Source organism: Porphyromonas catoniae ATCC 51270, assembly GCF_000565015.1.
Taxonomy (GTDB): Bacteria; Bacteroidota; Bacteroidia; order Bacteroidales; family Porphyromonadaceae; genus Porphyromonas; species Porphyromonas catoniae.
On sequence record NZ_JDFF01000024.1, the window covers coordinates 206,100 to 219,961 of the forward strand.

11 protein-coding genes are annotated in these 13,862 nt (G+C 48.5%); 6 read left to right on the forward strand and 5 right to left on the reverse strand.

Annotated elements, in window-relative coordinates; genetic code table 11:
* Positions 1–45 precede the first annotated feature (45 nt).
* Genes folB through hemG form a run of 3 tightly spaced genes read right to left on the reverse strand, consistent with a single transcriptional unit; the run spans position 46 to position 2,806 of the window.
* Complete coding sequence (gene folB, locus HMPREF0636_RS07220) at positions 46–432, reverse strand: dihydroneopterin aldolase (protein ID WP_081748427.1); 387 nt, start codon at positions 430–432, stop codon at positions 46–48.
* A 60-nt stretch (positions 433–492) separates the two neighbouring features.
* Positions 493–1,440, reverse strand: coding sequence for a cation diffusion facilitator family transporter (locus HMPREF0636_RS07225; protein WP_044169457.1), 948 nt, complete (start codon positions 1,438–1,440; stop codon positions 493–495).
* Positions 1,441–1,444: 4 nt separating this feature from the next.
* Complete coding sequence (hemG, locus tag HMPREF0636_RS07230; protein ID WP_044169458.1) at positions 1,445–2,806, reverse strand: protoporphyrinogen oxidase; 1,362 nt, start codon at positions 2,804–2,806, stop codon at positions 1,445–1,447.
* Positions 2,807–3,766: 960 nt separating this feature from the next.
* On the opposite strand from hemG, the gene HMPREF0636_RS07235 reads away from it, so the two are divergent.
* The 6 genes from HMPREF0636_RS07235 (at position 3,767) to rsgA (ending at position 11,347) form a co-directional block, all read left to right on the forward strand.
* Positions 3,767–4,954, forward strand: coding sequence for an AAA family ATPase (locus HMPREF0636_RS07235; protein ID WP_044169460.1), 1,188 nt, complete (start codon positions 3,767–3,769; stop codon positions 4,952–4,954).
* 33 nt (positions 4,955–4,987) lie between these two features.
* A complete protein-coding gene (locus HMPREF0636_RS07240; protein WP_052328789.1) occupies positions 4,988–7,207 on the forward strand; it encodes a glycoside hydrolase family 84 protein in 2,220 nt (739 codons plus the stop codon).
* Between the two features lie 300 nt (positions 7,208–7,507).
* Positions 7,508–8,473 carry a hypothetical protein gene (locus tag HMPREF0636_RS07245; protein WP_155807307.1) on the forward strand — a complete coding sequence of 322 codons (966 nt, stop codon included), beginning with the start codon at positions 7,508–7,510 and terminating at the stop codon, positions 8,471–8,473.
* A 547-nt stretch (positions 8,474–9,020) separates the two neighbouring features.
* Positions 9,021–9,731, forward strand: coding sequence for a UMP kinase (pyrH, locus tag HMPREF0636_RS07250; protein WP_044169464.1), 711 nt, complete (start codon positions 9,021–9,023; stop codon positions 9,729–9,731).
* Positions 9,732–9,782: 51 nt separating this feature from the next.
* Entirely contained in the window at positions 9,783–10,346 is a 564-nt protein-coding gene (frr, locus tag HMPREF0636_RS07255) for a ribosome recycling factor (RefSeq protein WP_044169465.1), read from the forward strand.
* 50 nt (positions 10,347–10,396) lie between these two features.
* A complete protein-coding gene (gene rsgA / locus HMPREF0636_RS07260) occupies positions 10,397–11,347 on the forward strand; it encodes a ribosome small subunit-dependent GTPase A (RefSeq protein ID WP_044169467.1) in 951 nt (316 codons plus the stop codon).
* 456 nt (positions 11,348–11,803) lie between these two features.
* Here rsgA and HMPREF0636_RS08295 read toward each other — a convergent pair whose 3' ends face one another.
* A complete protein-coding gene (locus HMPREF0636_RS08295; protein WP_052328790.1) occupies positions 11,804–12,559 on the reverse strand; it encodes a 4'-phosphopantetheinyl transferase family protein in 756 nt (251 codons plus the stop codon).
* Positions 12,543–13,856, reverse strand: a complete 1,314-nt coding sequence (locus tag HMPREF0636_RS07270; protein ID WP_044169468.1) for a hemolysin family protein — start codon at positions 13,854–13,856, stop codon at positions 12,543–12,545. Before HMPREF0636_RS07270 ends, HMPREF0636_RS08295 begins: the two co-directional genes overlap by 17 nt.
* Between the last annotated feature and the right edge of the window lie 6 nt (positions 13,857–13,862).

Consider the following 13,862-nt stretch of genomic DNA (forward strand, 5'->3'; position numbering starts at 1 on the left):
GTGAGATTAGTCAAATATCTCATTATTCAGGGTGAATAGGATTACTTAGCCATCCCGACGAGAGCAGAGGGTGAAGGATGCTGAACTTACATCACCTGGGAAGGGAGGATTGTCTTTGGTGAGGGTTAGAGAGAGGCGCAAGAGGCGGGGGTACTCTGCGTAGAGACGCCTACTAATCTTCCCAACCACATGCTCTAGTAGCTGGGATGGATGTGCCATCTCCTCTGCTATGGTCTCATAAATATCTGCGTAGCTAATCGTGTCCTCAAGTAGATCTGTCTCTAAACTTTTCTCTACTTGTGTCCAAGCAGTGAGCTGCAAAGTAAAGTGATTCCCAACCTTACGCTCCTGATCCAGCACACCATGATAGGCATAGAAGTGCATATCGCTAAGCTCGATCTTCATTTCCTCGATAATCATCTTTCCATCCATATTAATAGGTGTCTGCTTTTGTATCTAAAACGCCATCCTTTGTTGCGAAGGGGGTACTCTCTATTCTTTATTATCACACTCCCTGACACATTGGTGGTGCGAGTAATCAACGGGCTCTACATGTATGGCAATATGAGTCGTAGCTCCGAACCGCTCTCGTAGTGTAATCTCGATAATATGTGTCACATCATGCGCCTCTGTCACGGTGATTTGTCCGTCTACAAGGATATCCAACTCAATAGCATAGCGTTCACCTATACTTCGGGTGTGGAGCTTACCAATCCCCTCGACACGAGCTGTAGTACAGACGATCTGGCGTATCTCTTGCTCCACTTCAGGAGGGAGGGATTCTTCTGTTAACTCGTTAAAGGCTGGGCGCAGGATACCCCATCCCATATGCAGTATGAAGAGGCTTACGATGGCTGCGGCCAGTGGCTCTAAGAAAAGCCAACCGTCCCCCAAGAAGATTGCCCCAGCAATACCTAAGAGTACGGCTACTAGTGTGAGCATATCCCCTCGATGATCCATCGCTTTCGCTCTTAATGCTGAACTTTTGAGTATCGTAGCCCAACGGGATGTATATCGGTAGAGTAGCCCCTTCGTAATGAGGGAGATTACAGCTATTACCAATGCTAGATAGCTAGGCGAGGGAAGGTGACTTCCCCTTACAACGATAGCATAAACCTTATCTATGCTGTGATAGAATAGTAGTCCTCCCACCCCCATCATCACCACAGCCATCACGACAGAGGCGAGCGTCTCATACTTACCATGTCCATAATGGTGATCCTTATCCTGAGGTTTACCTGAGATACGAATGAAGATAAGGGCAATGAGGTCAGCAACGAAGTCCGAGAGAGAATTAATAGCCTCAGCAATCATCGCACTACTGTGCCCGAAAACTCCAATGAAGAGCTTTAACCCAACCAGAAGAGCATTAGAAACACTTCCCAGCAAGGTAATCTGAAGGATCTTTGCTGTGCGCTGGGAGTAGTGGGGATGAGACATAGTGCTAGAGGTCCGTAGAGAGTTCGTCAGCGAGGATCTTTGCTTGCCTTACACGATCTGATATACCTATACCATCACGCACTGCACCAGCTAGATGTAGCCCAGGGTAGTTCGCTTCCAGATGACCTATTCGCTCTAGCCTTGCTTCTGATGAAGCCTCATACTGAGGGATGGCGTAGCGATGACGGAAGAGCCGTAATAGATCTGGACGTTGCGTGATACCCAAATAAGAGTGAACACGATCTGTAGCCAGCTCTATAAGCTCTTCGTCTGATGCATCAATCAGCTGCGGGGCACGCATCCCCCCGAGGAATATCGATAGAAGCGATCCCTCGAGAGGTGCACGATCAGGGAAGCAAGCTCCAGGATTGAGAATCCCCAGAAGCTCCTTATCCTCTCGCGAAGGTACTAACCCACCAAAGGCATAGAAGTGGGGGAGTGTAACATGTTTCATTCCCCAAGCAATCTGCACTACAGGAGCATATCGTAGGGCGGCAATAGGGGCTAGATCCTGCACCGAGAGGAAGGGGAGGAGCTGTGTGAGTTCCTGGGCAGGACAAGTGGTGATGACGTGATTTGCTACAAGCTCATGCAACTCTTCTCCCTGATGATAATAAACCTGCCATCCTCCACCTGGTCGTGGTTTTAGAGTACAGTCTGAGGCAGAGAGATGAATACGTTCGTGGCCGATAGCTGTTGCTAAATGACTGATAAGCTCACTTAGCCCACCTCTTGTAGAGAAGACCTCACGAGTGATAAGCTCTGCCTTAGGTTGCTTTGGCTCTTTTCGCTTGGCCATAGCGCCTCGTATGAAACTGCCATAGTTTTGCTCTAAGGCATATAGTTTAGGGATGGCATAGCGAGTAACTAACTTCTTGGGATCACCTGCATATATACCACCAATGAAGGGATCTACCGCATAGTCCAGGTAGCTCCTCCCTAGGCGTCGTACAACAAGCTCAGCAATGGTCTCATCAGGGTTTATACCTCTCTTTCGGAAGGGCTCTCCAAGCAAGCGAAACTTATCCCACCAAGTGATGAGTGGAGTCTTCATACCAGACTTCCCCCCCGAAGGGAGCGGGTAGAAACATCCATCCTTCAGTATTAGTCGTCTCTTTGCAGAGGGCTCGGCCATCTGTACGATATCAGGGAACGCCCCAAGTAGCTCAGCCAACTCGATACTCCCAATTACTCCTGTTGTCGGGCCGCTCTCATAGATAAACCCATCCTCACAATGGCTATGAATAACACCACCGATGCGAGGCTGTCGCTCGAGAATATGTACCCGAGTCTGGCCACTCTGTACCAGTTGATACGCTGTAGACAACCCTGTCAGCCCAGCACCAATGATTACTACATCTGTCATGAGGGCAAAAGTACGGCTTTTTCACCAAGCCCCTAGCTATAGCCCTCTGCACGATAAACCATCCGATAAAACCTTCACGAGCAACCACTTAATAAGTTAGAAGCGTTATGTTTAATTCATTACGGGAAAGAGTGACATTATTATTAGAATGAAGGCTATCGCATATTCCCCCATTACTATTTGTTCATCCTAACTTTCTGATAAATCTAGTGTTAGAGGGAATGTATTTGTCCATTCTCTCTATGGCTCTCTGCTTGGTCTACTCTCTAATAACTATTGGAGGCAATATAAGGACGCTGGAGAATGAGCTATTCTTGCATTGTTGCTTCTGCTATGCGTTATCCTCCAAATATTAAGTTTGATTATCTGCCTGTTGTTTGTCTCATATGTGCCTTATCCTTGTCATACGACCTATTGTTGAGTTACCTCCCTTCCCCTATCTATCAACTCCAATATAATACGTTCACGAACAAGCACTTGACATGTGTAACAAAAAAGCCTACTACGAGTTATGGTAACTCACTAAAATGACTTATGGTAAGTCGCTCAAATGAGTTATGGTAAGTCGTTGGAGAGAGTTATGGTAAGTCTCTGAGACGACTTATGGTAACTCGTCATCCCCCACTGCAAACAACACAGAAAGAGCATATTACAATGCATCATGGTTTAGATCTTGTCTTTGAGGGTGACATACGATAAATACAACTACGGATAGTCAGCCTTAGTATTTGGAGGATAACGCATGGGAGATACAGCAATGAAGAGCATCCATCACTGATAGTCAGTCTCTTAATCCTATCCCTAAAAATCATTAGGCATCCCCCTACCTTATCTATAAAGTCATAGTTAAGAATTAATAGAGAAAGGCTTACCTTTGTCCTATTCGGGATGAAGCCATCCTGCTGTAAGTGGCAGAGGCTCTACCAAGGGATATAACATAGATTAGTATAGGACAAGTAAGTGGACTACCTACACCGCACACATACATACCTGCTTCGGCATGGTCGTACAGGACTTCAGCGCAGGCTGATGGATGAGATTAATTGGGAAGAGCGGATCATCGGTATTAAGGGCTCACGTGGTGTAGGGAAGACGACGTTCTTGCTAGACTATGCTCGCAGGCACTTTGCACCCACCTCTCCCGAGTGCCTATACATTAACCTTAACCAGTTTAGCTTTACCGTCCATTCGCTTGTAGACTTTGCTGGAGAGTTTGTGCGTAGTGGAGGGCGAACACTGCTCTTGGATCAAGTCTTTAAGTATCCGAACTGGAACGAAGAGTTCAAGCAGTGCTATCACCTCTACCCTACACTACAAATTGTCTTCACGGCATCAGCGGTAATGAACCTCAATGAGGAGGATCCTGAGCTGGCAGCCATTGCTTCGGTGTATCACCTCGCAGGCTTTTCGCTGAGGGAATTCATTCACCTTGATAATGGGATTGTCTTGCCTACACTGACACTTGACGATATCATGACTCGCACATCAGAGGTTGTCACAGAGATTACCCGCTCTGTCAACCCTGCTCTCTGGATGGATCGGTACCTTGAGTACGGCTATTATCCCTTTCATCTAGAGCCACGACTGTACTCAGAGAATCTTCTCAAGACGCTAAACATGACACTCGAGGTTGACCTACTCTTCATCAAGCAACTTGAGCAACGTCTACTTCATAAACTCCGTAAGCTCATCTACCTAATAGCCCAGCAGCCCCCCCTCTCGATGCTCAATGTCTCTCAGCTAGCTGGCGAGATAGAGACCTCTCGTACAACGGTCATGAACTACATCCGCTACCTATCAGACGCACGGGTACTACGCCCCGTCTTCAAGGTGGATGATACCGACTCAAAGAAGCCCGCCATGATCTATTTAGGCAACCCCAACCTACACAACGTGCTAGCAGAGGGGACACTAGATCGCTCTGAACTCCTACGGACGTTTGTCTTTAACCAGCTCAGCAAGGGACATGAGTTCCGAATCGCATCTCGCTCCTCATTAGCCCTCTTCGAGATAGATGGGAAGTACCCTCTCCAGATCGAAGCTGAGCTGAGTGGTCGCTATCGAAGTGACCGATACTACGTGCTGGAGTATGGTGACCTAAGCCGTGACAAGACCATTCCGATATGGCTCTTCGGCTTCCTCTACTAATCATCTATTTTCTCTGCATACATTCTCCTATTGATGACACGCACCCTAACATTCTCTACCCTATTTACCCTTGGGACCCTTACCCTATCAGCACAGAGACTGCCTGAGCTCTATCCACAGCCACACAAGGTAGAGCTTGGTAAGAAGATCCAAGCCCTTAGTCCCTCACAGCTTCATTTAGGCAAGGTACTTGATACCCTCACCCTACCCCAGATACACGCCCAGCGAGAATTATTCACGAAGGCACGTGTACAGCTAGGACTACGTGGAGAAGCCTCCCTTCGAGCCTATTCGTCAAAGGTCCCCAACCAAGAGGAGAGCTACTACCTTCAATTTGATAGCAAGAAGACCATCCTCGTAGGGGCAGACTCCATCGGCTTGTACTACGGACTCCAAACGCTCCGACAGCTGCTCTCCGAAGAGCGCATCCTCCCAAGCTGCACCATCACCGACAGCCCTGATGTAGCTCTGCGCGGTGTAGTCGAAGGCTTCTATGGTAACCCGTACAGCCATCGTGATCGTATTGAGCAGTTCAAGTTCTATGGACGCACGAAGCTCAATACCTATATATATGGTCCTAAGGATGACCCCTATCATAGAGAGAGGTGGCGTGAGCTCTACCCCAGCGAAGAGCGTCAACGCATCGGTCAGCTTGTTTCAGAGGCACATAGTCGCGGTGTACTCTTCGTCTGGGCTATTCACCCTGGTCTAGACATCAAATGGACGCAAGCTGATCGTGATGCTGTCGTACGAAAGTGCGAAGATATGTACCACCTAGGTGTACGCTCCTTCGCTGTCTTCTTCGATGATATTAGTGCTGATGACGAGTCTGCTGGGCATCAAGCAGACCTCATGAACTACCTCTACGAACACTTCCAAAAGACAGGTATGCAGGTCAGCTCTCTTATCCTCTGTCCCACGCAATACAACCAAGCTTGGGCAAAGGGTAACTACCTAGACATCCTCGGCACAAAGATGCACCCCAAGATTGAGATCATGTGGACCGGCAAAACAGTCGTCACGATGATTGACCGAGAGACGATGGAGTACGTAAACGGGCGTATCCGTCGTAAAGGTTATGTCTGGCTCAACTATCCCGTGACAGACTTTGCTGTAGATCATTTACTTCTAGGGCCAATGAAGGGTAACGCCACGGATCTTACACCTCTACTCGGTGGCTTTGTAGCCAACCCAATGGAGTATGCAGAGGCGTCCAAAATCGCCATCTTTAGCGTAGCAGACTACCTTTGGAATATGAAAGCCTATGATGCTGATCGTGCCTGGGAAGGTGTAACCAAGGAGCTTTATCCGCAAGCCGTAGAAGAATTTCGTCGCTTTGCTCAGGATAATATTGATCCAGGAGCCAATGGTCATCGCTTTCGCCTCCCTGGAGAGTCTCGAGATTTCGTTCCCTACATTAGCCAGTTCAAAGAAGCCTATCTGAAAACAGGATCTGTCCCAAGTACTCTGCGACTGAAGCTAAGTAACCGCTTCGCCCTCATGGGAAACGATGCTCTAGTGGTTATGGCTAGTTATCACGATAGTCCTGCTCTCACCGAGGAATTACTTCCTTGGCTACAGGTCTACTACTTTATGTCCATGCAGGGACAAGCCCTCCTGAAGATGCAAGAAGAACTAGAGCAAGGGAACTATTCCTCCTTCATGAAGCTATATGATGCCCTTCACGAGGTAGAAGTAGAGCAATCTGCTATTCGCTCACGAGACTTCAAGGGTTCACTGAATGCCCCTTACCCCAAGCCTGCAAGCCAAGTAGTCGCTCCCTTCCTCTCTTGGCTCAAGCGACAGCTCTATGCACGCTATCGTAAGGCATACACGTACCAAGTAGATAAGCTCCCTGCTCCACTAGTTGAAAGCGGCAAGTATTACGTTAAGGTCAAGGGTACTTACCTCACGAATAGCTCAGCAGGAGTCCAGCTGATTACTAAGGCCGATACCATCAATCCTCAGCGTCAAGTTTGGCTCATAGATTTCGATCAAGAGACGGGGCGCTACGTCCTAACGAACGCTCAGGACCAGCAAGTCTTGACCTCATCCCTCAAGCTCACCAAGTCTGTAGATAAATCTCGGGATAGCTTTACGCTGCATCGCAATGAGTCAGGATTCTTTGCCCTACAAAATGCAGAGGAAGCTCTTGCCTACATCTGGGGACTCAAAGATGGTAAGTTGCACATCAACTACCGCAAGACACCCCAGCCCGAGGATTACCTCTTCGAGTTGCTTCCTACGGAGTAATTCTACACCTTGTCTCCTTTGCTTGTGCCTCTACTTCATTTACCTTTTCGGTAGGACATAAGCAGGGTCATCCCCCCTAGAGAGGGAAACAATTATCTATAAACCATAGCCAGCCCTCCTCCACACGCAAATGGACATTGTTCTGCTTGCGTATGGGGGAGGAGTTATTTTACAATAAACTCTTGTTATATTACAAATATTTGTATCTTTCGGGTGTAAATTTGATAGATAAGCTCTAGACTGGTCACTCTTCTAGTGATAAGGAAGGGCTATTATTCATCCTCCAACAACGAACGTATAATGAAGAAAACAAACGCCTTAGTCCTTGGCCTATCTGTTCTATCCCTCGGGATGCTCTCAAGCTGTCGCTCGAAATCGAATGAAGCTCCCACACCACCTACATCAGAATACCTTCAGGTCAAGCAGGAAACCAACTTCGATGAAACGGGTACTATACCCGAGAAGCAGGCCATTTACACCTATGATGCATCAGGAAAGACCGTAAAGGAGCAGTTCCTAACCTACAATACAGGCTTCCAGCGGTTCGAGCATAGTAGCTACCTGACCCATAGTTACAATGGATCTGGTCTAGTTACGGAGACACTATCCTATGTCAACGCCTCTGGGGGCAGTCCAATACCTCCCGTATATAGGATTGATCGCAAGTTCAAGTATACATACACTGGGGAGCAGCTCACAAAGGAAGAGAGATATAACTTCGACATCCAAACAAACCAGCTTGTCCTGCAAAGTGAGAAAATCTATACGTGGGAGAATGGAAAAAAGAAAAAGTCCGTTGAGTATGTCTATGAGAACGGGCGACGTAGGGAGTATGCAAACGTGATCTATCGCTACGAGAATGGATTTGAGATCCAAGACCATCATAACGGACGTGAAGACTACCCCTCCTTCTCTCATGCGTATCGCTATGATGCCAATGGTAGAGTGGTCGAGGAGCGTACCAAGAACTTTAGTCCTATCCTTGACGGGAATAATCAGCGTACAGGCCTAAGAGAGGTAAAGAACTACGTAGCAAATAAGGAATATAACAGCCTGGGACTTGTCACATTTGAGAAGAGCATAGAGACCCAGTACAATGTCAGTGGACAGGTTGAGTCTGTCACCAAGCAGGAGACAACCTACATCTACTCTGGCCACGATAATCATGGCTACCCAACAAAGCTAGAGGTCAAGCTCAAGGAAGGCGATAATGCAGCTAAGACTGTAAGTCAATCTAAGTTTGAGAATACTTACGCTAGACGCTAGCATTCATGCCAAAGGAGAGCACTGTAACATTACCTATACGGATAATCTATAGTTCTCTTTCAAAACCTCTAGAGTAATAGTGTAAAAGCTCTAGTGAATTCATCTAAAAGCTCTAGAGTCTCCTCGAGGAGACTCTAGAGCTTTTTCCTTCCCTCTTCCCTAGCGACCGAGATTAGGCCGTGGTTTTTACATAGAACACCACCCTGTAGCTCTAGAAACAAATTAGGAAAGAAGTAGGATAGATACTTCAAAAAAAGAAGGTATAACCATTATATCAACTCGTTACCCTCCATTACAAACACCTCTAAAACTAGTGCTTGACATGCGGGAATACATATTGTAAAGTAGCCACACACATCAAATAGATATAGAAACCCTAGCTTCCCCCTCACCCCATTGCTCTCCACTCTTTATCATATAGCCTTCCTCAAATATGACTTCATGTACAATATACAAGGGGCAAGAAGATGGTTTGAGAAGAGCTAATTCCATAGAGATTTGGGCTAAAAATCGTTTCTTTGCACTACAATCTACAAGTATAAAAGAAATGAATAGCTTCAGACGTGTGCTACTCAAGCTCAGTGGCGAATCCCTAATGGGTACCAAGCAGTATGGTATAGATACCGACCGCCTCAGAGACTATGCGCAGGATATACAATCCGCCGTAGAGATGGGGATCCAAGTAGCGATTGTCATCGGTGGAGGCAATATCTTCCGCGGTCTGAGTGGTGCAGCTCAGGGCTTTGACCGGGTGCAAGGCGACCAGATGGGGATGCTTGCTACCGTAATCAATAGCCTAGCACTTAGCTCTGCCCTCTCCGCTCGTGGGGTGAAGAATAGAGTTTTGACGGCCATACGGATGGAGCCCATTGGAGAATTCTATGCCAAGCGTCGTGCCATCGATGCCCTAGAGGCTGGCGAGGTCGTTATCCTCTCTGGGGGGACAGGCAATCCCTTCTTCACTACGGATACAGGCTCGTCCCTACGTGGCATTGAGCTGGAGGCAGATGTGATGCTTAAAGGGACGCGTGTGGATGGCATCTACACAGCAGACCCAGAGAAGGATCCAACCGCAACTAAGTTTGACCGCATCACCTATGATGAGATCTACAACAGAGGGCTGAAGGTAATGGATCTGACTGCTACGACGATGTGCCGAGAGAATAACCTCCCGATCATTGTCTTCGATATGGATACCCCAGGTAATCTATTGAGGGTACTTCGCGGGGAGTCTATCGGTACCTATGTAGGTTTCTAACCAAAGGTGCTGAACCAAGAAGTATATGCAATAACAAAACAACTAAACGATATGAGCGAACTAAAAGACCTTATTGCGCAAGCAGGCGCACAGATGGAGAAGACCGTTGAGCATTTAGAAGAAGCCCTTGCCCGTGTACGAGCAGGGAAGGCAAATATCAAGATCCTCGATGGGATTATGGTCGAGTACTACGGTAGCCTCGTTCCTCTCACTCAGGTAGGTACAGTCACTGTCCCCGATGCTAAGAGTATTGTCATCACACCTTGGGAGAAGGGGATTATCCGAGATATAGAGCGTGCCATCATCAACTCTCCTCTTGGCATCACCCCTGAGAATAATGGTGAAGTTGTCCGCCTAGGTATTCCTCCTCTCACAGAGGATCGCCGCAGAGAACTCGTTAAACAGGTAAAGGCTGACACAGAGACGGCTAAGGTAAGTATCCGCAACGCCCGCCGTGACACCAATGAGCTTATTAAGAAGAGTATCAAGGCTGATAATACCCCTGAGGATGTAGCTAAGGATGCCGAGGCTGATGTACAGAAGCTACACGACCGCTACATTAAGAGAGTAGACGAACTCTTCGCAGCTAAGGAGAAGGAAATCATGACCGTCTAGGGTCTGATGATTTCCTTTAGCTATAGCACAGACTCTCCGAGTACCCTCTAGTGACAGGGCTAGTTATCAAGAACACAGGGAGCCACTACATCGTCCTCACAGAGGATGGTGTAGAGCGTCCGTGCCTTGCCAAGGGTAATCTACGCCTACGTGGCATTCGCTCTACAAATCCAATCGTTGTAGGCGACCACGTCATCATTGAGCAGAGCAAAGGGCAAGCAGACGAGGAGGCCCACTACATCTGCGATATTCTCCCCCGTCGGAACTACATCATTCGCCGTGCGGCAAACCTCTCCAAGGAGTCACACATCTTAGCTGCTAACCTTGATGCCTCCTTCCTCGTCTGTACAGTAGTAGCTCCCGAGACCAGCACGACGTTTATTGACCGCTTCCTTGCTACTGCCGAGGCCTATCGTGTCCCGACAGAACTTGTATTTAACAAGATAGACCTTTATACTCCTGAGGACACAGCCTATATGCATGAGCTGATTGAGCTCTATACGCAGATAGGCTATCCCTGTCATAAGGTATCAGCTACCACAGGTGAAGGAATCTCAGAGCTAACACAGCGTCTATCAGGGCAGATAACTCTCTTCAGTGGGCACTCGGGCGTAGGGAAAAGCACCTTGATCAATCGTCTCATACCAAGAGCAGAGCTTAAGACAGGAAATATCTCGTTAGCTCACTTCAAGGGGATGCACACCACAACCTTCTCTCAGATGCTTCCTCTCCCCCACTCTAATGGTTACCTTATTGACACCCCAGGGATCAAAGGCTTCGGTACGCTTGAGATGAGGGGACAAGAGGTATCTCATTATTTCCCTGAGATCTTCCGCTTCAGTGAAGGCTGTCGCTTCAACAACTGTACACATACGCATGAGCCTGGCTGTGCCGTACGTGAAGCCCTAGAGCAAGGCTCTATTGCTCCCTCACGATATACCAGCTACCTCGGTATCCTCGAGGATGAAGAGGGGAACAAGTACCGCCCTGAATACAAATAATCACACTTTACCCTTCGGGCCTACCTCCCTGTGCATCGTAGGCAAAGCCTTGGTCTCTAGGAGTGACCATTCCTCTGGCATCCCAACATGTGGCCTTAGGCATAGTTACAGCATAAAGTAGAACTTACCCAAAATATATTTTATGTATATACATAAATAAATTTAGGTATATAGAAATTTTAGTATATACCTAAATTTTTTGCTCTGTAATAGTACGATGGCAACACTAAAGTTTCCGCCTTCAGATGGCGGCATAGGGATCTAATCCCCTCTTGCCATAAACGACGCCCCCAACCTGCTGTCGCAGGTTGGGGGCGTCGTTTATGAGCCTACATGAAGAGGTAAAACAAGAAAGAGGTAAGAGAGATACGAAAGAGCAACTGAAAGCAACCCAAGCATAACCTACCTCTCGGCTACCAGCTCATGACAATACTATGTGTTTCACACACCTATCCCCTACTCTCGCGTCCAGCAATAGGTGAGGAGAAAATCATCGTAGAGGTTGAAGGAAAGGGGAACGAGGCGAGAAGAGGAGGAAGAGGCTTCAAAAGTAAGTAAGCCCGAAGAGATGGGGCGAAAGTCCGAGGGAGAAGACTGAGCAGGCGTAGCAAGAGAGGGACAGTAGCTACCGCGAAGAGCAGGATGGGGAGCAGAGGGAAACAGGCCAATACGTCTTGACGCAGAGGGAAGAAGAGAAAAATCCCTCAGGCGGAAGTCAAGAAGCGACTGTGAGGGGGGCTGGAGGAGCTTGAAAAGGGCTTCCTTAGCAGACCAAAGGAGCGTCAAAGCCGTCAGTTCGTCGGAAATACAGGGGAGGAGCATGGGAAGCTCGTCATCATGGAGGTACTTTGTCTGCACTCGGAGGAGCTGGGGACGCCTTCGCTCAACATCAACACCAAGACGATATGTGCTTGGGGCAAGGAGGACTGCCACCACGCCCGCTGCATGGCTGATGCTGATACTCTTCTCTGGGTGCTGTGGAAGGAAAGGAGCCCCCGAAGGATGATGAGCCAGTTCGGGCGGGGAAGGCAGGGACAGAGCCTCTTGGATGAGGTGAAGGATAAGTTGCCTTTCTCTATCCAGCTGTTCCCTCCTTCCCTTGCTTAGCCGTTCTTCCCCTCCCTCGGAGACGAAGCGACAGAGATAAAGGGCTATCCCATCGGGTAGCCCTTCTACTTGCTCTATCTGTACACTGCTAGCTTGAGGCAACATCAGATGCTGGTGGAGGAATGATTTGCACTTCGGTGATACGAAACTTCTCCAGCGAAGTGACACGAAACTGCCAACCCTCCGTCCTAACGACATCACCCTTACGTGGGAGGTCTTGCTTCAGCTCCAGCACAAGGCCACCGAGAGTATCTACTTGGTCTTCGCTCTTGCCAAACGTACCAGGCTCTAGGTCGAGGGCGCGCAGGACATCGGTCAGAGGCGTACCTCCCTCGAAGAGATAGCTCCCGTCAGGCAAACGTTTGTAGGGCAGTTCGTCCTCATCATATTCGTCCGTGATCTCACCGACAATCTCCTCCAGCAGATCTTCCATTGTTACGATGCCACTTGTACCACCATATTCGTCCACGACCACGGCGATGTGCTTCTTCGTGCTACGGAATTCCTCCAAGAGGTCATCGAGGGGCTTATTCTCAGGGATGAAGTATGCCTCTCGGATCAAGCCTCGCCAATCAAAATCTGCGTCCTTGCTCTTGTGCGGAATGAGGTCCTTCAGATAGAGGATACCCTTGATGTTGTCCTCAGAGCCCTCATAAACGGGGATGCGCGAGTAGCCACACTCGACAGCGAAAGAGAGCATACGGTGGAAATCCCACGATATATCTATGTCGGTCATATCGACACGAGGCACCATAATCTCAGAGGCTGTCTTATGATGGAAGTTGATGATTTCCTCGAAGAGTTCCTTCTCCTCGGGCTCGTGTCCCTCCAGTAGGTCTACAGCCTGCGAGAGTTCATCTACCGAGAGATCGTACTTCCGAGGTTGCATGCGACGTGTCACAAGGCTTGTGGAGCGCATGAGGAAGCTCGAGAAGGGATACAGGAGACGAGAGACAATGCGCATCTTCCCCGAGGAAAAGCGACTAAAGGCAAGAGGTCTCGCCTGAGCATAAACCTTGGGGATGATTTCGCCGAAGAGCAAGAGCAGGAGTGTCAAGATGACGGTCTGCACGATGAAGCCCAGAGCAGGAGCCGAGGAAAAGTCGAAGATCAAGCTGAAGGCATAGCCCGTGAGGATGACGATTGCCACATTGACGAGATTATTGCCAATGAGGATGGTTGCTAGGAGCCTCTCCGTATCCTTTAACAGGTCAAGGAGGGCTGGGTCTGCGGGGTCTTCCTCCTCCTTAATCGCATCGATATCCGAGGGAGAAAGCGAAAAGAATGCGACCTCGGATGAGGACATAAAGCCCGAGAGAATGAGGAGCAAGCCACTGACAGCCAGTGCTATCCACGCCGAGAGGGCAATATCGGGGTTGATGATATGGTTAAATGTTTCCAAGAGGGA